The organism is Pseudomonas putida NBRC 14164, from assembly GCF_000412675.1.
Classification (GTDB): domain Bacteria; phylum Pseudomonadota; class Gammaproteobacteria; order Pseudomonadales; family Pseudomonadaceae; genus Aquipseudomonas; species Aquipseudomonas putida.
Window position 1 is genome coordinate 3,246,141 of record NC_021505.1, and the last position, 21,749, is coordinate 3,267,889.

25 protein-coding genes are annotated in these 21,749 nt (G+C 59.8%); 12 read left to right on the forward strand and 13 right to left on the reverse strand.

The genetic code is table 11. From position 1 onward, the window contains the following. Positions 1-68 precede the first annotated feature (68 nt). Positions 69-650 (forward strand): LysE family translocator, encoded by a 582-nt coding sequence (locus tag PP4_RS14380; protein ID WP_016499919.1) that lies wholly within the window; start codon positions 69-71, stop codon positions 648-650. Here the strand turns inward: PP4_RS14380 and PP4_RS14385 are convergent. The 3 genes from PP4_RS14385 to PP4_RS14395 all read right to left on the reverse strand — a co-directional run bounded on the left by PP4_RS14385 (position 643) and on the right by PP4_RS14395 (position 3,821). Beyond that, positions 643-1,431, reverse strand: coding sequence for a helix-turn-helix transcriptional regulator (locus PP4_RS14385; RefSeq protein ID WP_041168046.1), 789 nt, complete (start codon positions 1,429-1,431; stop codon positions 643-645). The genes PP4_RS14380 and PP4_RS14385 overlap by 8 nt on opposite strands. Positions 1,432-1,465: 34 nt before the next feature. Next, positions 1,466-2,593 (reverse strand): glycosyltransferase 61 family protein, encoded by a 1,128-nt coding sequence (locus PP4_RS14390; RefSeq protein ID WP_016499921.1) that lies wholly within the window; start codon positions 2,591-2,593, stop codon positions 1,466-1,468. A 73-nt stretch (positions 2,594-2,666) separates the two neighbouring features. Next, positions 2,667-3,821, reverse strand: a complete 1,155-nt coding sequence (locus PP4_RS14395; protein ID WP_016499922.1) for a GNAT family protein — start codon at positions 3,819-3,821, stop codon at positions 2,667-2,669. Positions 3,822-4,301: 480 nt separating this feature from the next. Between PP4_RS14395 and PP4_RS14400 the strand changes: the two genes are divergently transcribed. The 3 genes from PP4_RS14400 (at position 4,302) to PP4_RS14410 (ending at position 7,744) form a co-directional block, all read left to right on the forward strand. Continuing rightward, positions 4,302-5,921 carry an NADP-dependent glyceraldehyde-3-phosphate dehydrogenase gene (locus PP4_RS14400; protein ID WP_016499923.1) on the forward strand — a complete coding sequence of 540 codons (1,620 nt, stop codon included), beginning with the start codon at positions 4,302-4,304 and terminating at the stop codon, positions 5,919-5,921. A gap of 110 nt (positions 5,922-6,031) precedes the next feature. Further along, the gene (locus PP4_RS14405) at positions 6,032-6,511 is read left to right on the forward strand and encodes a VOC family protein (protein ID WP_016499924.1); all 480 of its coding nucleotides are present in this window, start codon (positions 6,032-6,034) and stop codon (positions 6,509-6,511) included. A gap of 51 nt (positions 6,512-6,562) precedes the next feature. Beyond that, a complete protein-coding gene (locus tag PP4_RS14410; protein ID WP_016499925.1) occupies positions 6,563-7,744 on the forward strand; it encodes a hypothetical protein in 1,182 nt (393 codons plus the stop codon). 45 nt (positions 7,745-7,789) lie between these two features. On the opposite strand, the gene PP4_RS14415 is transcribed toward PP4_RS14410, so the two are convergent. Then, complete coding sequence (locus PP4_RS14415; RefSeq protein ID WP_016499926.1) at positions 7,790-8,149, reverse strand: hypothetical protein; 360 nt, start codon at positions 8,147-8,149, stop codon at positions 7,790-7,792. Positions 8,150-8,375: 226 nt separating this feature from the next. On the opposite strand from PP4_RS14415, the gene PP4_RS14420 reads away from it, so the two are divergent. From PP4_RS14420 to PP4_RS14430, 3 genes are all read left to right on the forward strand, one after another. Continuing rightward, positions 8,376-8,690 carry a hypothetical protein gene (locus PP4_RS14420; protein ID WP_016499927.1) on the forward strand — a complete coding sequence of 105 codons (315 nt, stop codon included), beginning with the start codon at positions 8,376-8,378 and terminating at the stop codon, positions 8,688-8,690. A gap of 115 nt (positions 8,691-8,805) precedes the next feature. Continuing rightward, entirely contained in the window at positions 8,806-9,006 is a 201-nt protein-coding gene (locus PP4_RS14425; protein WP_016499928.1) for a hypothetical protein, read from the forward strand. A gap of 146 nt (positions 9,007-9,152) precedes the next feature. After that, positions 9,153-9,365: a hypothetical protein gene (locus PP4_RS14430; protein WP_016499929.1), complete on the forward strand. Its 213-nt coding sequence runs from the start codon at positions 9,153-9,155 to the stop codon at positions 9,363-9,365. A 49-nt stretch (positions 9,366-9,414) separates the two neighbouring features. Here the strand turns inward: PP4_RS14430 and PP4_RS14435 are convergent, their stop codons facing one another. The 6 genes from PP4_RS14435 to PP4_RS14460 form a co-directional block, all read right to left on the reverse strand. Next, positions 9,415-9,723, reverse strand: coding sequence for a hypothetical protein (locus PP4_RS14435; protein ID WP_041167748.1), 309 nt, complete (start codon positions 9,721-9,723; stop codon positions 9,415-9,417). A 94-nt stretch (positions 9,724-9,817) separates the two neighbouring features. Next, positions 9,818-10,339, reverse strand: a complete 522-nt coding sequence (locus tag PP4_RS14440) for a DapH/DapD/GlmU-related protein (RefSeq protein WP_229609833.1) — start codon at positions 10,337-10,339, stop codon at positions 9,818-9,820. Between the two features lie 161 nt (positions 10,340-10,500). Further along, positions 10,501-10,869 (reverse strand): hypothetical protein, encoded by a 369-nt coding sequence (locus tag PP4_RS14445; protein ID WP_041167749.1) that lies wholly within the window; start codon positions 10,867-10,869, stop codon positions 10,501-10,503. A gap of 507 nt (positions 10,870-11,376) precedes the next feature. After that, on the reverse strand, positions 11,377-11,667 hold the full coding sequence (locus PP4_RS14450) for a hypothetical protein (protein WP_016499933.1): 291 nt from the start codon (positions 11,665-11,667) through the stop codon (positions 11,377-11,379). Between the two features lie 266 nt (positions 11,668-11,933). Further along, positions 11,934-12,572 (reverse strand): hypothetical protein, encoded by a 639-nt coding sequence (locus PP4_RS14455; protein ID WP_016499934.1) that lies wholly within the window; start codon positions 12,570-12,572, stop codon positions 11,934-11,936. A 290-nt stretch (positions 12,573-12,862) separates the two neighbouring features. Beyond that, complete coding sequence (locus PP4_RS14460) at positions 12,863-13,927, reverse strand: SDR family oxidoreductase (protein WP_016499935.1); 1,065 nt, start codon at positions 13,925-13,927, stop codon at positions 12,863-12,865. A 73-nt stretch (positions 13,928-14,000) separates the two neighbouring features. On the opposite strand from PP4_RS14460, the gene PP4_RS14465 reads away from it, so the two are divergent. Next, positions 14,001-14,405, forward strand: a complete 405-nt coding sequence (locus PP4_RS14465) for a MerR family transcriptional regulator (protein WP_016499936.1) — start codon at positions 14,001-14,003, stop codon at positions 14,403-14,405. 50 nt (positions 14,406-14,455) lie between these two features. Here the strand turns inward: PP4_RS14465 and PP4_RS14470 are convergent, their stop codons facing one another. Both PP4_RS14470 and PP4_RS14475 read right to left on the reverse strand, forming a co-directional pair. Continuing rightward, on the reverse strand, positions 14,456-15,730 hold the full coding sequence (locus tag PP4_RS14470) for a Y-family DNA polymerase (RefSeq protein WP_016499937.1): 1,275 nt from the start codon (positions 15,728-15,730) through the stop codon (positions 14,456-14,458). Next, positions 15,720-16,148 (reverse strand): LexA family protein, encoded by a 429-nt coding sequence (locus tag PP4_RS14475; protein ID WP_016499938.1) that lies wholly within the window; start codon positions 16,146-16,148, stop codon positions 15,720-15,722. The genes PP4_RS14470 and PP4_RS14475 overlap by 11 nt, the downstream gene beginning before the upstream one ends. Before the next feature lie 271 nt (positions 16,149-16,419). On the opposite strand from PP4_RS14475, the gene PP4_RS14480 reads away from it, so the two are divergent. From PP4_RS14480 to PP4_RS14495, 4 genes are all read left to right on the forward strand, one after another. Then, positions 16,420-16,983, forward strand: a complete 564-nt coding sequence (locus tag PP4_RS14480) for a DUF1003 domain-containing protein (RefSeq protein WP_016499939.1) — start codon at positions 16,420-16,422, stop codon at positions 16,981-16,983. Between the two features lie 272 nt (positions 16,984-17,255). After that, on the forward strand, positions 17,256-17,606 hold the full coding sequence (locus PP4_RS14485; protein ID WP_016499940.1) for a site-specific integrase: 351 nt from the start codon (positions 17,256-17,258) through the stop codon (positions 17,604-17,606). Positions 17,607-17,638: 32 nt separating this feature from the next. After that, complete coding sequence (locus PP4_RS14490) at positions 17,639-19,225, forward strand: ABC-F family ATPase (protein ID WP_012272468.1); 1,587 nt, start codon at positions 17,639-17,641, stop codon at positions 19,223-19,225. 112 nt (positions 19,226-19,337) lie between these two features. After that, positions 19,338-20,600 (forward strand): MFS transporter, encoded by a 1,263-nt coding sequence (locus PP4_RS14495; RefSeq protein WP_302073963.1) that lies wholly within the window; start codon positions 19,338-19,340, stop codon positions 20,598-20,600. Here PP4_RS14495 and PP4_RS14500 read toward each other — a convergent pair. Beyond that, positions 20,562-21,608 carry an alpha/beta hydrolase family protein gene (locus PP4_RS14500; protein WP_016499942.1) on the reverse strand — a complete coding sequence of 349 codons (1,047 nt, stop codon included), beginning with the start codon at positions 21,606-21,608 and terminating at the stop codon, positions 20,562-20,564. The genes PP4_RS14495 and PP4_RS14500 overlap by 39 nt on opposite strands. Positions 21,609-21,749 lie beyond the last annotated feature (141 nt).

A 21,749-nucleotide genomic window follows, 5' to 3' on the forward strand; every position in this document is an offset into this window, starting at 1 on the left:
TTTTATTCAATACTCTAGACAACCAACAGCTGAAAATCAGGGTTCCCTGCAACCACCGGATCTCTCACATGAGCCTGTCCCTGTCCATGGCCGCCTTCGCACTGGCGGCGTCAATCTCCCCCGGCCCGGTCAACATCGTTGCCCTGAGCAGCGGCGCCAGCCATGGCTTACGTGCCAGCCTGGCGCATGTCGCCGGCGCCACCCTGGGCTTCTGTCTGTTGCTGGTGCTGGTCGGGCTGGGCCTGCACCAGTTGCTGCTGCGCTGGCCCATGCTGAGTGTGCTGCTGCACTGGGGTGGGGTGATGTTTCTGCTGTACATGGCATGGAAACTGGCCCGCGACGATGGCCAGCTGACAGGCGCGCACTCAACACCCGCCCCCTCGGCCTGGCACGGCGCGGCCATGCAATGGCTGAACCCCAAGGCCTGGCTGGCGGCAGTGGCCGGGGTCGGCGCTTATACCGGCGGTGAGCAGCACTTGCTGTGGTTGTTCGCCTGGATCTACGGGCCGATCTGTTTCATTTCGGTGGCCAGCTGGGCATGGGCAGGCAGCGTGATTCGCCAGTACCTGAGCAACCCACGGCACATGCGCCTGCTCAATCGAGGGTTGGCGGTTTTGCTGGCGGGCAGCGCTGTGTACCTGGTTATCTGACCCCGGTGGCATTGCGGTAATGACCCGGCGTCGCAGCCAAATGCTTTTTGAACGCCCGCTGCAAGTGCGCCTGGTCGGCAAACCCGGCCTCCTGCGCGACCTCGGCAATGGCCCGCCCCTGACGCAACTGCGCCCTGGCCAGCTGAACGCGCTGGTCGAGCAGATAGCCATGCGGTGTCAGCCCGTAATGTTGGCGAAAGGCACGAATCAGGTAGGCGCGCGACAGGCCGCACGCTGCGCAGACATCTGCCAGGCTCAGCGGATCGCTGCGATGAGCGCGTATGAACGCTGCTGCCGCGTCCAGCCGTGGGTGGCCTTCGTCAGTGACACGGGCATTGGCGCCGAGAAAGTCCGGCAATGAGCCGAACAGCGCGGCCAGGCGGCCTTCCCGGTCAGGCACACCCGCATCGAACAGGTCTGCAAACCCCTGCAATAACCGTTGGTACAACGCAGGGGAGTCACTCCAGGTGTGCGTCGGCAATTCAAAGCCTTGCGCCTGTAACCAGGGGAGGTCGACGAACAGCATCAGGTAAGACCAGGGCTCACCGTCGATGGGATTACAGGTATGCACAACGCCCGGGTTCATCAGCACGGTGGTACCGGCCCCTACCTGGATGCGCAGGTCACCGTTGAGGTAGGTGCTTCGCCCGCCGGTGATCACACCGATCGAAAAGCTCTCATGCGAGTGCGCGGCGTAGCACACCTGCCGCCCGTCCCCTACCCGCCGCGCTTCGACAAAGGGTAATGCAGGGTCACGCCAGAACCGCGAAACCTCGATCATCCCCTTGCCCACTCGCTGCCGACATGCACCGATACTACACGTTTACCTGTGGAAACAGGTCCAGCGTCCGCTCCACCTCACCGATATCAATCACGAAGCCATCACCCTCCGGTAGGCCGACCACAAAGCCAAAATGCTGGTAGTCACGATCCGTCAGGTACTTGTAGTAGCTGACAAAGCGGTTCGGCGGCTGCAAGGTCAGCAGGCAGCCGCCAGGCTGAAGCACATTCACCCCGTGCACCAACTGGCTGCCCTCCACGCCGATGACCACTCTGGCCCCGGCACAGGCCGCAACAATACTCGGCACGTCGGACTTCAGCGGATTGACGATGCGAAAACCACGGGTCACACGCAGGTGCTCGGCAAGCTCCAGCTCGTTGCGCAACAGGCGCAGGTCACCATCCCCCCCGCGCAGCAGGAATACGCCAGGATGCGGGGCATGCGGCACGTGCGACAGCAGTTTGTCACCCATGGCCCGGTAGCGGGCATGCCGGCTGCGATTGTTGCTCTGGTCATCGAACAGCACCAGCTCACGGAAAAAAGCACTGCGCAGGCGCACCGGTTTCATGCCCAGCCAGTCTTCGTAGGCCGGCGCCTGGGTGAACAGCGGGTACCGGGCCGATGGCGCGGTGGTCACCGGTATGCCCTCGTTACAGGCCAGCGCATAGGTCGGGCAATCTTCCATCAGCCAGGTGCCGAACCACGAGTTGCCGTTTTGCGTGCAATAAATGGCCCCGCGGTCTATTTCGTTGTCAACGATGATGGTCGGAAAGGTGCTCGGTTTCAGCGACAGCCAGTGGCTGGCCTTGCCCTTGTACAACGCGCCATCGACCAGCCACACATTCTTGATCAGGTAGCCGCGGGTTGGCCCTTGTAGCGTGCTGATGCCGCCCTCCATGGTGCGAGCGGGGTGCACGTAGGGGTAAAAACGCTTGCCCTCCCAGCCCGTGACCCGCTCCATCTGGCCAGGCAGGAAAATGGCCGGCGGCGACACCGTGGTTTCACCCGGGGCAATGTCCCAACTCTTGGTGGCGATGCTCTTGAGGTCGAGGGCCGTGTTCTTGCCCAGCCGCTTGCGCGCCATGTAGCGGTAGGCGGCCAACGTCCACGTGTGCTGCTTGGTTTCGGGCGATGCACTGAACTGCGAGATGTCGCTTCCCATGAAGCGTCCTCCCCTGATGACGAAGTCTAAACCCTGGCGTAAAGCGCCAGATCAATGCATCCCTGGCAACCACTCAGTTGCATGTGACTCTTTCCATGGTGGGCGGCGACTGCAGGCTGGCGTAACGGCTGCGCAGGGTTTCCACGAACGGTTCACCCGCACTTCTGCCACCATAGAGATAAATCTTGTGCAGGCCGCCAAACACCATTTCGTGGTAACGGCTGGCAACCTCCTCATCGCTCGGGCCATCCGGCAACCCCAGGTGCAGCGTGAGTTTGTCGCCCTCCACTGCAAACATCGGGGTATCCCACAAGAACTTCGCCGTACCGGTCTTGGGCAGGCGAACAAACAGGTAGGCATGGTTGCCCAAAGAGTCGATGTCCCCCCCGCGACGGCGCTTCCATTTCAGCAGGCCGTCGTCCGGGCGCGCCAGGCACAGGCCGATGTCGTAATAATCGAAGCCCTGCTCCAAGGCCCATTCAAGCGCCATGAAAGTGGTAATCGAATTGACCTCGCGCAACCTCTTGGCATCACTGAACACCGCCTCGCAATAGCCGAAACGCAACGTGCTCCAGTAGCGCCTGCCACCGCGTACCACTTCGCAACCCAAATGGCAGCCGATCACTTCGTCACCCAACGTGATCAGGTCGAGCCTGCCGACGCTTTTGGCAATGCGGAACACTTCTTCCGTGGGGAACTGCGCAGCATGGATACCCTGCCTGGCGGTGGCATAGGGGCGCAGCAGCTCACGGTCTGCCATGGCGATCTCGTCGTCCGAGAGGGCCTGACGCATCTGGTACAGCGGGCGATTCTTGCGAATACTGCGCCGCAGTTCGCTGTCGTAGCGCGCCGTGATGTCCTCCAGCGAGCGGCCCAGTGGCACTACGGCGCTCAGGTAATGGGGCACTGACAGCGCCCCCGACGAGGGCATTTCGCTGATGACCACGACATGGCTGGCAGCCGCCGTCGCACTTGCACTGTCCACGATAGAAGCGCTGCCCTGGCCCTTGCCACCGATCAGCAGCTTGGCCATTTCCCGCTGTTGCTTGCGGCCGATGTAAAGAATTTCGTAAGGGCTTTCCTGCTGTAGCCGAAACCTGGCTACTTCCCAACGCCAGAAACAGGCACGCGCCGCCATTTCCCGAACTTTGCTGGCCAGCAGCCTTAGTTCGTAGCGCATGGAGGGTGACAGGAGCTTTCGCGCCACAGCCGTCAAGGTCTCTTTCATTTCTTCTTCGACGTCCTTTGAAGTGCTCTATGGTCTATCTGAAAAAGAGAAAAAATCAGCAAAAACACTTAACGCTTTGATTTTTATAGTTTGCCGTGAAACTTGCCTATCACATTCAGTAACAATTTAAGATGCCTGCAAACGCTTTGGCAAGCGGCTTCTGGCTGACTTTAGATCAAGTTTGATGGCGTCAAATTTCCTGCGTAGAAACCCACGCCAATCGCAAGTTTGCTATAAGCGTGCCGACACACCTGGCATTTCATTACCACTTGGCTATTGATAATTAGCGTTTGATATCTTCTTTGCATAAAAGAAACGTCAAACTGCCTGAACGCTTTACAAGGTGCCTGCTGGCTCATTTGGCAAGCACACAAGGTCCGCTTGAGCCAGACTGGTGTTTTTCCGGCGGCCGGTGCATGCTCGCAGCTGAAGCGATTCACCCGGCTTGAAACCAGCCCCGCAATGTGAGGTGCAGTACCTATGGACCGTCTGCTCGATTCACTCTTCCCCAGCGCCGAGAACATCCCTGAAATCTGGCGCCTGGGAGCCCCTCTGGAACAACGAGATTACCTGGTGAACGGCGAGCTCAGGCGCTGGGACGGCCCCTTGGCCACGGTACGCAGTCCGGTATGGCTCAAGGAGGGTGCTGATGAACGCCAGGTGGTGCTGGGCAGCGCACCGCTGCTCGATGCCGACACCGCCCTCACCGCCCTCGACGCCGCCGTACAGGCCTACGACAAGGGCCGCGGTGCCTGGCCGAACATGCGAGTGGCCGAACGTATCCAGCATGTCGAAACCTTCCTGGCAAGCATGCGCGAGCAGCGCCAGGCGGTGGTCAAGCTGCTGATGTGGGAGATCGGCAAGAACCTCAAGGATTCGGAAAAGGAATTCGACCGCACCTGCGACTACATCGTCGACACCATCAACGCCCTCAAGGACCTCGACCGCCGCTCCAGCCGCTTCGAGCTGGAACAGGGCACCCTCGGCCAGATCCGCCGCGCGCCCCTGGGCGTGGCATTGTGCATGGGGCCCTACAATTACCCACTGAACGAAACCTTCACCACGCTGATCCCGGCGCTGATCATGGGCAACACCGTAGTGTTCAAGCCGGCCAAGTTCGGTGTGCTGCTGATCCGACCGTTGCTCGAAGCCTTCCGTGACAGCTTCCCGCCGGGTGTGATCAACGTGATCTATGGCCGCGGCCGGGAAACGGTGAGCGCGCTGATGGCCAGCGGCAACGTCGATGTGTTCGCCTTCATCGGTACACACAGGGCTGCCAGCGACCTTAAAAAGCTGCACCCACGCCCCCACCGCCTGCGCGCCGCACTGGGCCTGGATGCCAAGAACCCGGGCATCGTGCTGCCGCAGGTCGACCTCGACAACGCCGTCGAAGAAGCGGTTACCGGCGCGCTGTCGTTCAACGGCCAGCGCTGCACGGCACTGAAGATCCTGTTTGTCCACGAGGACGTGGTCGACGCCTTCCTCGACAAGTTCCAGCGCAAACTGGCCGCGCTCAAGCCCGGCATGCCCTGGGAACCGGGCGTCGCGCTGACGCCATTGCCGGAGCCCGGCAAAGTCGACTACCTCGACGGCCTTGTCGCCGATGCCACAGCCAAGGGCGCGCGCGTGCTGAACGAAGGTGGCGGGCAAAGCCGCGGGTCGTTCTTCTACCCGGCCCTGTTGTACCCGGTGAACCACGAAATGCGCGTGTACCACGAGGAGCAGTTCGGCCCCCTGGTACCCGTAGTGCCATATCGCGACCTGCAAACCGTCATCGACTACGTGCTGGACTCCGACTACGGCCAGCAGCTGAGCCTGTTCGGCAACGACCCGGCGACCATCGGCAGCCTGGTCGACATCTTCGCCAACCAGGTGGGGCGCATCAACATCAATGCACAATGTCAGCGCGGCCCGGACACCTACCCGTTCAACGGCCGCAAGAACAGCGCCGAAGGCACCCTGTCGGTACATGACGCCTTGCGTGTCTTCTCTATCCGCACCCTGGTCGCCACCCGCTTCCAGGAGGCCAACAAGGCACTGATCAGCGAAATCATCCGTAACCGCCAATCGAGCTTCCTGACCACCGACTACATCTTCTGACGGCCGCACTTATAGAAAATCGATCTAGCGCCATTGTCGATTTTCCATCGGCGCAAACGACTCTAAGCAACAGGGCGCCCTCCGGCGCCCACCGCAAAGGAGAGTCGAACATGGCAGTCAAACCCATCCCGGAAGGCCAGCACAGCATCACCCCCTACCTGGCTATCAACGACGCCGCCAAGGCCATCGAGTTCTACAAGGAGGCCTTTGGTGCGGTCGAGATGTTCCGCCTCGATGCCCCTGGTGGGCGCGTGGGCCATGCCGAATTGAGGATCGGTGACTCGTCGCTGATGCTGGGCGACCCCTGCGACATGGAGGGCGGCCTTACCGCCAGCCAGAAGCTCAGTGGCGCAGGCGTGGGCCTGCACCTGTATGTCGAGGACTGCGACAAGGTATACGCCCAGGCCCTGGCGGCTGGCGGCACCCAGTTGCACCCCTTGACCGACCAGTTCTACGGCGACCGTAGCGGCACCCTGAAGGACCCGTTCGGCAATATCTGGTTCGTCTCCACCCATAAGGAGGACCTGAGCCCTGATGAAATTCGTGCCCGCGCCGCGAAGATGTTCGGTGGTAACCCAGCGGCAAGTTGAAAGCGGCGCGACTTTGCTTGAAGCTTGAGGCTCGTAGCCTGGAGCTGCTTCATGCGAATCATCGACAAAACCGCTGCGCAGGTGCGCAGCCTGACCTCCGCCGAAGAGGAGCTGCTGGTCGGCTTTGCTGCCGGCAGCCTCGTCGGCCCTCGCCTGCTGCAGGCCAACCAGCTACTGATGAAGGTGCGCAACGCCAACCAGTGGCTGGCCTGTGACTGCCGCAAAGACGCCTTGCCGGTGCTCAATGTCACCCTTAACGGCAGCACCGGCACCTTGTTCCTCAAGAACAACCCAGGCACCGCCGAGCACGCGCCTGGCTGCCCGTTCACCAAGGACGAGCGGGAGGCCTCCGGGCGCGAAGACGACCCTGCGCCACCCGCCGCCTGGCTACCGCCTGACGCGCCATTGCGCCTGATTGGTGACTTCCGCGCCGGTAACGCCAGTGCCACCAGTGATGGTCACGAGCGGCGCGAACAGCAGCGCTTGCTGTCGCTGTTGCTGACCTGGATCGAAACCAGTGGCCTCAATCTCTACGCCACCCACTTGAAAAAAGACCTGACCACGCAGTTTGCCGAATTGCGCAGCGTGGCCAGCCGCTACCCGCTGCTGGAACGGGTACCTGCCAGCAACTACCTGGAAACCCGGCTGGACATGAAGCACATGATGATGCTCAAGTCCCGTCTGCGCGAAGCCACCGTGTTCGGCAACCATCGCCGCCATGGGCTGATGCTGGACTGCGTCGACCAGATCAAAGGGCGCAAGCTGTTCAACAACCGCAGTGAAGACGGCTTCGGCTTCCAGGGGCACCACCTGTACTGGGGCGGTAGCCGTACCACCGGGCCGTTGCTGGCGCTGATGATCTACTCGCCGACCAGCGCCGGGAGCCATTTCTATGAGCTGATCCACGTGGCCAGCGTGCCGGTGCTGTCCCGTTCGCATCTGTTCCCGGTGTATCGCGATGAAGAGCGCGAACCGCTCAAGGCCCTGGTGTCGTTGATCGACTGGATGGCCAGCAAAGGCGTCAAGGTGCAGATGCGCCGGCCAGTGATCGGCGGCCAGGTGATGGATGAGCTGGTGCTGACCTCGGACCAGGACAGGGTGTTGTCAGTGTCGCTGCTGGAACAGCCCATCGGACCAGAGCCGGACACCGAAAACTTCAAGCGCTACGCCGACTTCAAGAGCCTGGAAACCTTCCGCAAGTTCGTCGCCGGTTTCTTCATGCGGGAGCGCTGAACGCCGGACAGTACATGCCCCCGCCCCAGGCTCGCGGGTACCGATTCAGTCCAGGCATTCCTTGGCCGCCTGGCGCAATCTGTCGCCAGACAGGAAGCTGCCCTTGTAGAAGGTCGCGCGGCTGCCCTCGCGAGCGTCGACCACGTCCAGCACATCGTCACTTGCCACCGCACTGGATGCCGTCAGCCGGTAACCGTGGGCAATCGACTTCTGTGTGGCCTGGGGTGCCAAGGCCTGCCATTTGGGCAGGACACAGGCAGCATACTGCTGCGGTGATTTTTTGGTCAGCTTGCTGGCAGTGGGTTTGCCGGGCGTTGCGCAGCCGACAAGAGTGGCAACTAACGCAGAGGCGAGAAAGATACGAAAAGTAGGCATTTGCAATTGGCCGTCAGGGATACGCTGCATTCTAGCGAGGGTTGCGCCGAGTTCCTAATCAACCAAGGTCTTGCAGCTGAATTTTCGCGTAATTGACACAGTACCAACGCGCCAGCAACAACAAACACACATAGCAGCTTGTTTACTAGCGCCCGGGAGCAGCAATTAATTGTTGTGACCCAAGGAACGAATTCATTCTGCCCTGCTTCTGATTAACATCACGGCATCAACGGCCGGCTTTGCTCAGGAGAACCCCATGCTCTGGTGGCTGGACCTACTCGCCCAATATGCAACCTCCACCGGCCTGGCCGTGCTCTGTATTTTCGTGTTCTGGGCTTATGGCCTGGCATTCGGCAGGGCCTACATGAAGCTGCTTTCTGGCCTGCTGGCCGCCATGCTGCTCATGATCGCCGCATGCCCGCACGGTGTGGACTTCGCGCTAGGCAAACACCTGACACCGGGTGATACCCGTGCTTTGCTGCTGTTTCTTGCAGATGCTACAGGCGTGATCACGGCGGTGGTGGTGGCCTCGTTTTTCTTCAGCCCAGGGCGGTTGCCGGACGAAGCGTGAACGGGTGACATACAGTGCACCTGATATTTCTGCCAGTAGCATGGCCGGCTGAACGCTGGGAAAGTGAACCTGCCAATGGGGCATCACACCGCGACTCGGCCAGGGATTACACACCATGCAAAAGAACGCCAACACCACGCAATTCTTCTATCAGAACGGCAAGCTGGTCACTCTTAAAACCGGTGAACAGGGCCGCAGCATCTTTCGCTCCTCGGACGTGCCACTTGCCGAGCAGCAATCAGACGGCACTCACTCCAGCGGATTGCTGGTGACCGACGACAAGGGTTCGGTACTGCAGGTGCAGGAAAAAAGCTGAAACCTCCGCCCCCACAGCAGGGATCGCACAAGCTTTTCAGAGCTCCGTCAAGGATGGGCCTTCCACAAATCTGTTGCGTTTCACCCGGCCCTGAGGCGATGCTCACGGGACCGATGAAGCAATAGACAAGGAAGGCCTTTAGCACTATGGAGACGCTTCACAGCATCAAGTCGGATCTGGTCAGAACAGCCGATCATCTGGAAAAACTCAGTCAGGCCATGAGCGGCCACGCCCGGTTCATGGAGGCGCGAGGTTCACAGCGCGAGATCGATGTCACGGCGCACATCCGCTCCATCGATGTGGTTGCGGACGAGTTGCGCTCTGTGGCTGCGAAAATCGACGACATCAAAGGCGCTTGATGATGAGCGAAGCGGGTGACCAGGTCGCATCAGGTGCCAGGGCAGCCAGTCAGCTGAACTTGAGCTTCGCCACTTTGCTCAGCGCCCAACCACTGAACACGTAGAACGCATCCAGGTAGAAGCGCCCCGCATAGTTGGGCAATGGCGCGTGATTCAACAGCACATCCGGGTCGGGCGCCGGTGGAAACAGGGCATAAAAGCCGTTGGGTAACACCGCCAAGGCCAGCAACAACAGGTAAGTCGAGGCTTGCAGGAGGGTGCTACGGCTGCTGAATCTGGCGGACCATTTCAGGCCGAAGTATGCAACCAGGCCGGCAACGGGCAACACCCAGAAATGCGTCGGGATCCCAATGAACATTTCGGCGACAACGCTTCTTGCTTCCACCCACTGTCCTCCATTCAAATGCGTGAATTATCACGGGCAAGGCAGGCAAATGCAAAACAGGCGCTGCTCAAGTCCTGTCCGGTTCTACCAGCCACTTCTTGAACTTTGCCGGTGAACCTGCATAAAGCGCGTTGGGCGGAACATCCTGGGTTACCACGCTGTTCGCCGCGACCACACTGTTGTGGCCGATACTGACACCGGGCAAGACCACGGCGCCCGCACCAATCCAGGCATTGTCGCCCACGGTGATCGGGGCAATGTAGTCATTGTCCTTGCGCCGCTGCGGGTTGATATCGTGACTGGTCGTGCACAGGCGTACTTGTGGGCCGAGCATGGCCATGCGGCCGATCCGGATAGTGGCTTCGTCGAGAAACACGCATCCGCTGTTGATAAAAGCGCCCTGCCCCAGTTCAAGATTGCCGCGCTCGAAGTAGAACGGCGGTCGAATGACCACATGGCTTTCGGTGCTGGCACCTGTTTTGGCCAAGAGGCGATTCACCTGCTTCTTGCCCAGGTCATGGGTATCCAGCAAGCGCATGAACTGACGAGGGGATAATGTTTTTTTGAGTTTTGCGACGAATAAGAGCAAGCGAGAAGTCCGACGGTGGTGAGGGCAGTGACGGCGTCATCGAGACATTAGCGGGCAGGCTATCGGCGCCTGCTGCCGTTTCTTGAGCACGCAAGCTTACCCGGCCCACAGGCAAAAAGCCCGCTCTCGACGGCGGGCATTTTGCGTCTGGTGTTGGATGATCATGCTCTTGAACACATCAACGCGGCATCCAGCAACCTGCCGTGGTCGTACCAGGCATCGCGTTGATAGGCGGTGAACCGCTGCTGGCCTGCTGTGCTGCGCAACTCCACAAGGCCCTCTGCCTTGCTGGGGTCGGTGCTTTCGATGAACAGTCTGACCGAGTGATCGCCATCGACCTCGTAGGTTTTCACATTCCCTGGAAGTTCGCCCTTCACGCACCCCAGATACGCCGGTGGGCTTTTCGCGGTGGTGCCAGAGGTATAATCATGCCCGTCACGCACGTCAGGGTTTTGTGCGCAACCTGCCAGGAACACTGTAGCGAGGGTGGACACAAGCAATGCGCCTGCTACCGATGTTGAACGCTTCACGCGACACACTCCTGCTCCCCCATTGAGAACCTGGAAAAGTGTTGCCAAGTAGTACGCCCATTTTTTAGTTTTCGTGAACCCATGTTACTGCTCAATCACAACCGTGCCATAGGGTTGTTTGCTATATGGGTTCAGGATTCATTTGAGTTATAGCCAGGCTTTTCTCCTGCTGCTTTTCTCGCAAGCATCAGGCCGGCCAGCCTGGCCGCAAGGATTCCGGCGGGGTTCGGGCATGTCACAGTCGGACGGGCATAAGCGACGGCAAATGACCCCAACTCCGAGTATTACCGAGCCCACTTTCGGGGTCAGGCAATGGCCTTGAGAAACACCAGGGTTGCCACCAGATCCAGTACCAGCACAGCAGCCACAACGAAAACCATGTAATAGCGGTCATCCTGAGTCATTTCGGCGCTCTCCGCGAGGTCAATGTCTCAGGGTCACAGCAATTACCGTTCCAGCATCGAACCGCATCCAACAGCTACCACTGCGCTCATGCGTGGCGGCCTTCTACGACGCCTTGACCTGGCACACCCCGTTGGCTTTGTTCTTGCCGGTATACGAGACATCGGGCGAACCGTCGGGATTGATCGAGAGTGAAACCGTCACCCCGCTGCCTTTGGCTTCGAAGTAGTTATCGTTGAACTTCTTCAGCTTGCCTTCCTTGCCATTGATATAGATCGGCCCGCCCTTGTCGGCATGGACCTCGATGTTGCCGGGGCACGTTGCGTTCAACAATGGAATCCCGGCCTGGGCAGCGCCCGACGCTACCAGCAAAGCACCCAGCAATAAGCGTTTCATCTCACACATCTCCAATGGATTGACCGAGATCGAAGCAATACCCCAGATCAGCGCTGGCCGCCATCGCCTTGGCGCTTTTCGCTCGATGCAGGCATAAAACCACCTGCGAAAAAAACACCCGCCGGCCCTATAAGCCAACTGACGCTCGTGCCTGGGCTAACAGCCGGTACAACAATAGTTAGTGCGAACAGACCTATTCCTGTCCACAGGCGCTTACGTGGTGTGAACCACGCTCGGAAGTTTTCCAGTGTTTCCCCCATCATCACCTATCGCCCCGAGCCATAGTAGAAACCCTCTGCAGTAAGCGCCACAGATGCGTGGTAGATCACCTCATTGCTTTTTCTCGTTGCATAGAGATTGCAGAGAAGCCGCCCGGGGCCTTCAGGAGGAATCGGAGAGATTGAATTTTTGTTGCTTTGATCCAGATTCAAGGGCGCGCGACTGAGCTGGCCCGACCGAACGGCGGCGACTATGACATGATCCAGATCGCCCTTTTGAGGTTTTACCTCCCGCATCCGCACAGTATTCCTTATCCACCCCTTCAACCTTGCCAATGCCCCGGACACTTCAAGCACACACAGCCTATCAAGCTCAGCCTCCAGGCTCCTGCCACTGCCTGCAGCCTTCCACTTTAAAAAATTTCCCTCTCGAATCGACTTGGGCTTGGCGTAATAGTTGTAAGCTTCCATACCAGGCGGGGGCCCGTCAGCGGCAAAGTTATAGGACATTTGCTTGCTAAAAATATCTCTGAATATCAAGGGATGATTTTTTTCGGTGTATTCCCTGACGTAGGACTCCGTGTACCATCGTTTGGCGACGAACACCCTGTTTTTGTCGTCGCCCGCAAGGGCTGGCTGGAATATGGCCGAACAGAGACCGACAACCGCAAACGCTCTAAATGCCATCTGAACTCCCTTCAACACACTCACCCTTTTCCGATAGAGGACCTTACGCATACTACTGCGGCAGGCCGCCTGCTGTGGCGCTTGCGCAGCGTCTCAATAGAGCTGAATCTCTAACCTGACCCATTCCAGCGTGGATAAAATACCATCATCGCGCCAGTATTCCGCTATTTAATACATTCCTTGTCACGGGGTCTTTAGAGTATGGCGAGGTCTTGCTGATACGGGGCCACGCGCGTCGAACGCGAGCTCGCTGTCACACGTATTGCTTAAGCCATTACCACTGGCCTGCCTCAGTGGAGAAAGTGATCCTTGACGTATTGCACCGTCTTGTCCAAAGTGCGCGCCATATCGGGATGTATTAACTGATACTTGCGCTCCAGTTGCTCGCTATCACTCATGTCGAAGCGCTGCGTCTGGATAAAGTCCAATGACTCGGCACTGATCGCAAACCGTGCTTCCAGCCCGGGAATCGCCAAAAGCCACCTGAGCAATCTTATTGGTACATGCCGGCGTGGCGCCCTGACCTCCAGCGTTTTTGCGATCTGCTCAAGCATCCCCTGCAGGCCCGATGTGTGTTCATGGAGCGCCAGCGCCTGGCGGTTGGCCATCGAGGGGTCGAACGCCACACAGGTCATCATCGCCACCAGGTAGTCAACGCTGACTAATGGCAGCCAGTGCCTGGGGGAGCCGGGGACCGCTTTGAACCGACCTTGTGCCAAATTTCGAACGAGTGCGACCAGAGGCTGCCCTTCCAGGATGTGACCGCTCTCGCTGTGGCCGCACACCGTAGCAGGATGAACGATCGTGTAGTCCGCGCCCGCATCCTGCATATAACGGATGACTGCAAAATGTGACTCGATCTTGCTGCCTTCGTAGCCACCTACCCGGCCGTAGACTGTAGGCCAATTTGTGTTTTCAGGGCACTCTTTATCAACACCGACACTGGCAAGGTGATCAAGGTTCTGCAGCATGAAGCCGCCCACCATCAGCAATCGGATGCGCTGGCTCGCCGCAAGCTTGGCGACCCTCAGCGCCCCAAGCACATTGACTGCCTGGGCGCGCTCCATTGACAGCCCCCAGGAAAACTCCGCGGCGAGGTGGAAGATCACAGAGGCCGAAGACACGCACTGCTTGTCCGCTTCGCTGATCCCGAGCCCCTCTCTGCTGATATCGCCCTCAACGGCATGGATATACGCAGGATTACCGCCCAGTTGACCTACCTGTTTTCTGAGACGCTCAATATTGCCAGGGGTGCGCATAAGCACCCAGGCCTTGTACCCGGCAGCAGTAAGACGGGCCAGTAGATGTTGCCCCACAAATCCACTGCCGCCTGTGACGAAGCATTCCACACTCATGCCTGATTCCTTGTCTGGATAATGGGTGCAGGCTAAGGTGTAGAGCACGCTCTACAGTCAAGGGGTTTTTAATGTGAACGTTGGAGAATTAGAGCGCCGCAGTGGTGTCGGTCGGCATACATTGCGCTATTACGAACAGCTCGGGCTTATCGTGGCACAACGGCAAGCCAACAATTACCGCAGTTACAGCGATCAGACGGTTGTTGACCTGGCCTTTATTCAGAGCGCTCAGAGTGGCGGTTTTTCCCTCGCTGAGATTGGAGAAATTCTTGCAGCCAAGCGAGGTAACAAGATCGATTGCGCGCAAGGCGCAGCCTTGGTCGCCAGCAAGATGACCGAAATTCAAGCGAAGATCGCCACGCTTCAAGCCGCGTATGTCTTTCTGAACGCAGAGCATGCGAAGCTTGAAGCCAGTGCCATTGCCAACGGTCTGGTTACTCCCGGCTTAGCTGTCCATCTGCATGCCTCTACGCCATAACCTCCGGCAAGGCCATTCGCTCAGCTCGTCCAGCCACGCCGATGGCAGGCTTAACATTTGACCGTCCAGAGCTGATCGATCCGCGTCGTATAGGATTGGCTCATCATCTCCCTCCTCATCCCCCAGTCCGGGGATGCCGGCACGCTGGCGGCTCGCATCGTCCCCCTCCCCCAGCGCCCGTTGATGTCATCCATCACCTGCATCAGTCGATCACATGCCACTGACTGTTTGAGCGCAAACAAATCCTCTGAAAAATCACCTGGTTGCCGCAGGTCCATCAGCAGCACTTCTGCCTTGCTGTAGCGAAATCCTGGCCTGAAGATTCGCCCGACCGCATCGGTGGCCAGTCGGGTCATCAGCAGCGTGTCGCAGGTGGGGTATGGCAGCTCCACCAACGCGCCCTGTGCGTGGTGCGCCTCATCCGGGTTGAACATGCCGGTGCGAATGCTCACACGCATGCGCTTGCACACTGAGCCTTGGGCGCGGAGTTTTTCCGTTGCTCGGCCGACGTAAGTGGCCACTGCCTGCTTGATGGGCGCCAGCTCTGTCAGCCGCTTGCCGAACATCCGGCTGCAGCAGATTTCCTGCTTTGGGGGGTCGGGGTCGTCCAGTTCCAGGCACGGCGTGCCTGCGAGCTCGCGGGCAGTCTTCTCCACCACCACACTGAATTTCTGCCGCAGCGTCCAGGCATCAGCCTTGGCCAGATCCATTGCCGTGTGAATGCCCATCGCCTCGAGGTGGGCGGTCATCCGCCGCCCGATGCCCCATACCTCTTTAACTTCGGTGTTGCGCAGCACCCAATCGCGCTTGAACGGATCGGTAATGTCGACCACACCCCCGGTCTGCGCCTGCAGGCACTTCGCCGTATGATTGGCCAGCTTGGCGAGCGTCTTTGTGCCGGCGATACCGACACCCACGGGGATACCGGTGCACTGGAAGATCCTGGACCGCATCTTGCGTCCGAACTGGGTCAGGTTTTCCTGTACTCCGGACAGATCAGCGAAGCACTCGTCGATGCTGTAGATCTCAGTGGCCGGCACCATCGAATCGATCAGGGTCATGACCCGCTCGCTCATGTCGCCGTACAACGCATAGTTGCTGCTGAAAGCCTTGATGCCGTGCCGGCGCAGCTTGTCCTTCACTTGAAAGTACGGCTCGCCCATCTTCACGAAGGGCTTCGCGTCGTATGACCTGGCGATCACGCAGCCGTCGTTGTTGCTCAACACGACGATCGGGGTTTTGGCCAGGTCGGGCCGAAACACGCGCTCGCAGCTCGCGTAGAACGAGTTGCAGTCGATCAGCGCGAATACCTGGTCACTGCGCATGGTCGCGAACGCTGTAACGCACAACGCCCCAGACAACGAGCTCGTCGCCTTCCATGATGTACCGTGCCGGGTAGGCGGGATTTTCAGATTTCAGGATTACCACGCCATCGCGACGATGCAGACGCTTGCAAACGGGCTCGCTGTTGACTGCAGCGATGACAATGTCCCCATGCTCCGCCTCACGACCGCGGTCGACGATGACGATGTCACCCGAGTAGATCCCTGCCCCTTGCATGCTGTCGCCCTCCACTTTCACCAGATACACATGAGGTGCGCGAAGGTCGAATAGCTCATCAAGGGAAATATGGCCTTCCAGATGGTCCGCGGCAGGTGAAGGAAAACCAGCCGGAACGTGAAACGAATACAGCGGAAGCAGTTCGGTTCCGCCGGTTGGCGTACCCAAAAATTTGATGGTCATGGTGGAAGGTCCGATGCGAGCTGTATGTATATACAGTAAATCTGGCATCGGCTGCCCGGTCAATCCTGACCGGTAAAAATTCTGACGGACGAGAGGTGAGGTATGTGCGCTCCCAGCATCCACTGAGCAACAGCACTGATAACGTGGCGCCGTGCCGTCAGCCAGCGCTTCTCCGTTCAACGATAAAGCCTGCTCGCTGAAGGTGGCGCCTACCGGGAAAGCGGGGGGGCTAGTCTAGACTGGACATGAGAAACCACCACGGAGCCAGCAAATGGACCCGTTAACCTCTGATCAGTCGAAACCTCATGAAACTCCTGAAGACGCCGACCATCTCAGGTTTCATCGCGCCCATGAGCATATGCACCATCCCTTTGGTAATGATGCATTTGCCCGCAGAGCCGAAGCTTTCGCCCGTTTCTTTGGCACACCGTTGTTCTTAGGGTCTCAATCAGTAGTGGTTCTTATTTGGATGGGTATCAGCTTATCGGGGCTGTCAGCGTTCGACCCTTACCCTTTCATTCTATTGAACCTAGCGTTTAGTCTGCAGGCGGCCTATGCGGCCCCTCTAATTCTTCTTGCCCAAACTCGCCAAGCCGACCGTGACAAAGCTACCTCTGAAGCAGACGCACGACATCGAGAGGCAATTGCCATGGCCAATCAACGACGGCAGCGGGACGCAGAGATTCACAGCCAGCAGATACTGCAGTTATTGGAGCAAAATACACAGCTCACGGAAGTAACAAAGCAAATGAGTGAAAGAATCGAGATGCTCACTTCGCAGATGCACTCACACTTGCTTACCTCATCAGAGAAAGCGTCTACATCCAGCAACTAAGCAACCCGACCATCGAAGACGTCTTCTTGCCGCTGATGATCGGCGAGAGAGCGCCGCCAGGTGGCCGGAAGAAGTGGCCAGAGTGCGCGAGTGGGAGCGGCTGGTTAGCGACCGTCTTCGCCACAGTGACCGATCCCACCGTCAGGTCTGATGACAAGGCAAACGCAGGCCGCTTTAGATGAATGCCGGCTGGTCTGACAGCAGTCCGCCCATGAGGAACCCGGTGCCCGTGGGTATGAGCGTGACCGCGGCAGATTGCGAATCTTCGACGCATGGCTTCCAAGTCAGCTAACCCCGAAAGCCCTTTCGTGTTCCAACCGAGCAAAGGTGGGCTGTGGATCAACGAACCAAGTGTTACAATCCGCCAATTCAAATCGGCGCTGAAGGCGCTGAACATCCGTGAACGCCGTCAGTACGACACCCGCCGCACCTACGCAACCATGTGCCTGATGTCTGGGATGAACCCCGTGTTCATCGCGAGCCAGCTTGGCCACAGCGTCGAGATGTTGCTCTCTACCTACGCGAAATGGATCAGCTCCTCCTCGGACTGGAGGGAGCTGGAGAAGCTGCCGCCCCGAGTCGAATTGGCCCAAAACTGGCCCAAGACTGACGACAGGGCCTAAATACACCTCTGGAACCCCCGCAGGACAAGCACTTGATTTCTACCGCTAACATCACCATGCAGTTCGGCTCCAAGCCGCTGTTCGAAAACGTTTCCGTAAAATTCAACAACGGCAACCGTTACGGCCTGATCGGCGCTAACGGTTGCGGCAAGTCGACCTTCATGAAGATCCTCGGCGGCGACCTGGAGCCGTCCGGTGGCCAGGTCATGCTTGAGCCGAACACCCGCCTGGGCAAGCTGCGCCAGGACCAGTTCGCCTATGAAGAATTCACCGTGATCGACACCGTGATCATGGGCCACGGCCAGCTGTGGAAAGTCAAGGCCGAGCGCGACCGTATCTACTCGCTGCCGGAAATGACCGAGGAAGACGGCATGGCCGTCGCCGAGCTGGAAACCGAATTCGCCGAAATGGACGGCTACACCGCCGAATCCCGCGCCGGTGAACTGCTGCTCGGCCTGGGTATCCCCCTGGAGCAACACTTCGGCCCGATGAGCGAAGTGGCGCCAGGCTGGAAGCTGCGTGTGCTGCTGGCCCAGGCATTGTTCTCGGACCCGGACGTGCTGCTGCTCGACGAACCGACCAACCACCTGGATATCAACACCATCCGCTGGCTGGAAACGATCCTCACGGCGCGTAACAGCACCATGATCATCATTTCCCACGACCGCCACTTCCTCAACAGCGTCTGCACCCACATGGCCGACCTGGACTACGGCGAGCTGCGCCTGTTCCCGGGCAACTATGACGAGTACATGACTGCGGCTACCCAGTCGCGCGAGCAATTGCTGTCGGACAACGCCAAGAAAAAGGCACAGATCGCAGAGCTGCAGACCTTCGTCAGCCGCTTCTCGGCCAACGCCTCCAAGGCCAAGCAGGCGACTTCGCGCGCCAAGCAGATCGACAAGATCCAGCTGGCCGAGGTCAAGCCTTCCAGCCGTGTCAGCCCGTTCATCCGCTTCGAGCAGACCAAAAAGCTGCACCGTCAGGCGGTAGTGGTCGAGAAGATGGCGAAAGCCTTCGACGACAAGGTGCTGTTCAAGAACTTCGACATTACCGTCGAAGCGGGCGAGCGCGTTGCGATCATCGGCCCCAACGGTATTGGCAAGACTACCCTGCTGCGTACCTTGGTCGGCGAAATGACCCCGGATGCCGGATCGGTGAAATGGACCGACAGCGCCGAAGTGGGCTACTACGCCCAGGACCACGCTCACGACTTTGAAGACGACCTGAGCCTGTTCGACTGGATGGGCCAGTGGACCTCCGGCGAGCAGGTGATTCGCGGCACCCTGGGGCGCATGCTGTTCTCCAACGACGAGATCCTCAAGTCGGTGAAGGTGATTTCCGGTGGTGAGCAAGGCCGCATGCTGTTCGGCAAGCTGATCCTGCAAAAGCCTAACGTGCTGGTGATGGACGAGCCTACCAACCACCTGGACATGGAATCGATCGAGGCGCTGAACCTGGCGCTGGAAAACTACCCGGGCACCCTGCTGTTCGTCAGCCACGACCGCGAGTTCGTGTCGTCGCTGGCCACCCGCATCATCGAGCTGTCGCCCGATGGCGTGGTGGACTTCAGCGGCACCTACGACGATTACCTGCGCAGCCAGGGCGTACTGGTCTGATTGATGGGTAAGGCCTGGCCATTGTGTATGGCTGGGCCTCTTCGCGGGCTTGCCCGCGAAGATCCCACCGCCAGCCCTACAGCTGACGCAACCCGACGAATAATTCGTTAGCCTGCTTTCATTTCCTTCATGTAACAGCCATCATGGAACCACGCCCAACCGCCCGCCCGCGAAAGAGCCCATGACCGCGCAACAACCTGCCCCCGCCAGCAACACGCAGCACATCACTCAGCAGATCCTGTCGATCGTTTTCTACACCTTCATTGCCTTCCTCTGCATCGGCCTGCCGATTGCGGTGCTACCCAGCTTCGTGCACGACCAACTGGGCTTTGGTGCAGTGATCGCCGGGATAACCATCGGCCTGCAATACCTGGCCACCCTGCTCAGCCGCCCGTTTGCCGGGCGCGTTGCAGATACCCTCGGGGGCAAGCAAGCCATCCGTTTCGGCCTGATGGGAATTGCCGGCTGCGGGGTATTGACCCTGTTATCGGCCTGGACCCTGACGCTGCCCCTGCTGAGCCTGGCGCTGCTGCTTGTGGGCCGTTTGCTGCTCGGCATCGCCCAGGGGCTGATCGGTGTGGCCACCTTGAGCTGGGGCATCAGCCAGGTCGGCCCCGAACACACCGCCCGGGTGATCTCATGGAACGGCATCGCCTCCTACGGCGCGATTGCGATTGGCGCGCCCCTGGGAGTGTTGGCCGTGGATGGGCTGGATTTCAGCGTGCTGGGGCCAGCTTTGCTGGTGCTGGCAACCCTTGCCATGCTGGTGTTGCGCAAGCGTCCCGACGTGGTGGTGGTACGCGGCGAACGCCTGCCGTTCTGGTCGGCGTTTGCCCGGGTCGCGCCGTGCGGCCTTGGCCTGACCCTGGCCTCGATCGGCTATGGCACCCTGACCACCTTCGTCACCTTGTACTATCTGGAGCGCGGCTGGGGTGGCGCAGCCTGGTGTTTGAGTGCGTTTGGTGTGTGTTTCATCATTTCGCGGCTGCTGTTCGTCAACGCGGTCAACCGGTTTGGTGGTTACAACGTGGCGGTCGCCTGCATGGCCACTGAAGTGCTCGGCCTGAGCCTGCTGTGGCTCGCGCCTTCGCCGGCCTGGGCTCTGGTTGGCGCAGGGCTTACCGGGTTCGGGCTGTCGCTGGTGTACCCGGCGCTGGGCGTCGAGGCAATCCGGCAGGTCCCCAGCAGCAGCCGCGGCGCGGGGCTGGGGGCCTATGCGGTGTTCTTCGATATGGCCTTGGCTATCGCCGGCCCGGTGATGGGCGCAGTAGCCGTGCACCTGGGCTATGCCTCGATCTTCTGCGTGGCTGCCCTGCTCGCCCTGGCCGGGGTGGGCCTAACGCTGTTGCTGTCGCGGCACGCTCGCCGCAGCTGACCGCTCGGCCAGTTGCGGCGTGCCCAGCGCCTGGCTGAAGAACGCCGCCGTTTCACGCTCTAGCGAATGATGGATATGGCGGCGGTCCACGCCCTCGGCATCTTTGCACAGCGCCGGCATCCGCGCGTACTGCTCGGCGTCGCAGTGGGCCATGAACACAAAGTGGCCGGCGCCGGCCAACAGGCGGTAATCGGGTGTGACCGGCAGCTTGCGGGCCAGAGCCTCGGCGTTGCGGTCCACCGCCACCAGTTGGTCGCTATCGCCGCTATAGATCAGGGCTGGCACCTGAACCCCGGCCAAGGCATGGCGCCCGAACAGCAGGCTCAGCGGTGCCATCAGCATCACCGCCCCTACCCGCGGGTCGGCCTGCGGCGCCAGTTCGCTGCGGTCGGCAATCAATATGCCGTGGGTCTTGCAGGCGTCGGCGTCGTTCGGGCGTTCCAGGCAGTACTGGCGCAGGCGGTCCAGGTCCGGGCGCGCACCGGAAAGGATCAACGCGGTTTCGCCACCAGCCGAATAACCGATCACGCCCACCTTGCCTTCGTCCAGATAAGGCCCGACCAATGCATCATCGCGGGCGGCGGTGATTGCGGCGCTGACTTGCAGCGGCCGACCATACAGGTTGCTCAGGGTGCCCAGACGACTGTGGTCGCGGGCGTTGTCCCCCGGGTGCACTACCGCCACCACCACGAAGCCTCGCCGCGCCAACGCGGTTGCCAGGTAGTGCAGCGCCAATGGGCTGCCGGTATTGCCGTGGGACAGGACCAGTAACGGGAATCGGCCCGTGGCGACGGGTGCCTCCTCAGCCACCTCGACTGGATAGCCGTCTATACGGCTACTACGGGGTTTACCAATAGCGGGGTAGAACGCCAGTGCTTGCATCGGCCGGCTATCGACCGGGTCGGCCAAGGTCATAGGGTGCAGGCCGACAACCCGCGGCGCAGCCTCGGCATGGGCCAGCAGGCCGCCGAGCAGGACCAGCGCCAACAGGCAGCGGGGAATAGTCATCGGCCAGCGGTTCCTTGCAGGGCGAAGAGAAAGCCCAGCATAGAGCCGGCCTGGCTGGCGCCGGATGAAAACTGGATGAAACCATCGTCATGCAAGTTGCGCGCGCACCCTATGCATTTGCGCATGGCGTCGAACCCGTGG

Bases quoted from the DNA above. Each gene is read 5' to 3' on its own strand.
- PP4_RS14380 (WP_016499919.1), top strand. From the start codon at position 69: ATGAGCCTGTCCCTGTCCATGGCCGCCTTCGCACTGGCGGCGTCAATC.
- PP4_RS14385 (WP_041168046.1), bottom strand. From the start codon at position 1,431: ATGATCGAGGTTTCGCGGTTCTGGCGTGACCCTGCATTACCCTTTGTC.
- PP4_RS14390 (WP_016499921.1), bottom strand. From the start codon at position 2,593: ATGGGAAGCGACATCTCGCAGTTCAGTGCATCGCCCGAAACCAAGCAG.
- PP4_RS14395 (WP_016499922.1), bottom strand. From the start codon at position 3,821: ATGAAAGAGACCTTGACGGCTGTGGCGCGAAAGCTCCTGTCACCCTCC.
- PP4_RS14400 (WP_016499923.1), top strand. From the start codon at position 4,302: ATGGACCGTCTGCTCGATTCACTCTTCCCCAGCGCCGAGAACATCCCT.
- PP4_RS14405 (WP_016499924.1), top strand. From the start codon at position 6,032: ATGGCAGTCAAACCCATCCCGGAAGGCCAGCACAGCATCACCCCCTAC.
- PP4_RS14410 (WP_016499925.1), top strand. From the start codon at position 6,563: ATGCGAATCATCGACAAAACCGCTGCGCAGGTGCGCAGCCTGACCTCC.
- PP4_RS14415 (WP_016499926.1), bottom strand. From the start codon at position 8,149: ATGCAGCGTATCCCTGACGGCCAATTGCAAATGCCTACTTTTCGTATC.
- PP4_RS14420 (WP_016499927.1), top strand. From the start codon at position 8,376: ATGCTCTGGTGGCTGGACCTACTCGCCCAATATGCAACCTCCACCGGC.
- PP4_RS14425 (WP_016499928.1), top strand. From the start codon at position 8,806: ATGCAAAAGAACGCCAACACCACGCAATTCTTCTATCAGAACGGCAAG.
- PP4_RS14430 (WP_016499929.1), top strand. From the start codon at position 9,153: ATGGAGACGCTTCACAGCATCAAGTCGGATCTGGTCAGAACAGCCGAT.
- PP4_RS14435 (WP_041167748.1), bottom strand. From the start codon at position 9,723: ATGTTCATTGGGATCCCGACGCATTTCTGGGTGTTGCCCGTTGCCGGC.
- PP4_RS14450 (WP_016499933.1), bottom strand. From the start codon at position 11,667: ATGAAACGCTTATTGCTGGGTGCTTTGCTGGTAGCGTCGGGCGCTGCC.
- PP4_RS14455 (WP_016499934.1), bottom strand. From the start codon at position 12,572: ATGGCATTTAGAGCGTTTGCGGTTGTCGGTCTCTGTTCGGCCATATTC.
- PP4_RS14460 (WP_016499935.1), bottom strand. From the start codon at position 13,927: ATGAGTGTGGAATGCTTCGTCACAGGCGGCAGTGGATTTGTGGGGCAA.
- PP4_RS14470 (WP_016499937.1), bottom strand. From the start codon at position 15,730: ATGCGCAGTGACCAGGTATTCGCGCTGATCGACTGCAACTCGTTCTAC.
- PP4_RS14475 (WP_016499938.1), bottom strand. From the start codon at position 16,148: ATGACCATCAAATTTTTGGGTACGCCAACCGGCGGAACCGAACTGCTT.
- PP4_RS14480 (WP_016499939.1), top strand. From the start codon at position 16,420: ATGGACCCGTTAACCTCTGATCAGTCGAAACCTCATGAAACTCCTGAA.
- PP4_RS14485 (WP_016499940.1), top strand. From the start codon at position 17,256: ATGGCTTCCAAGTCAGCTAACCCCGAAAGCCCTTTCGTGTTCCAACCG.
- PP4_RS14500 (WP_016499942.1), bottom strand. From the start codon at position 21,608: ATGACTATTCCCCGCTGCCTGTTGGCGCTGGTCCTGCTCGGCGGCCTG.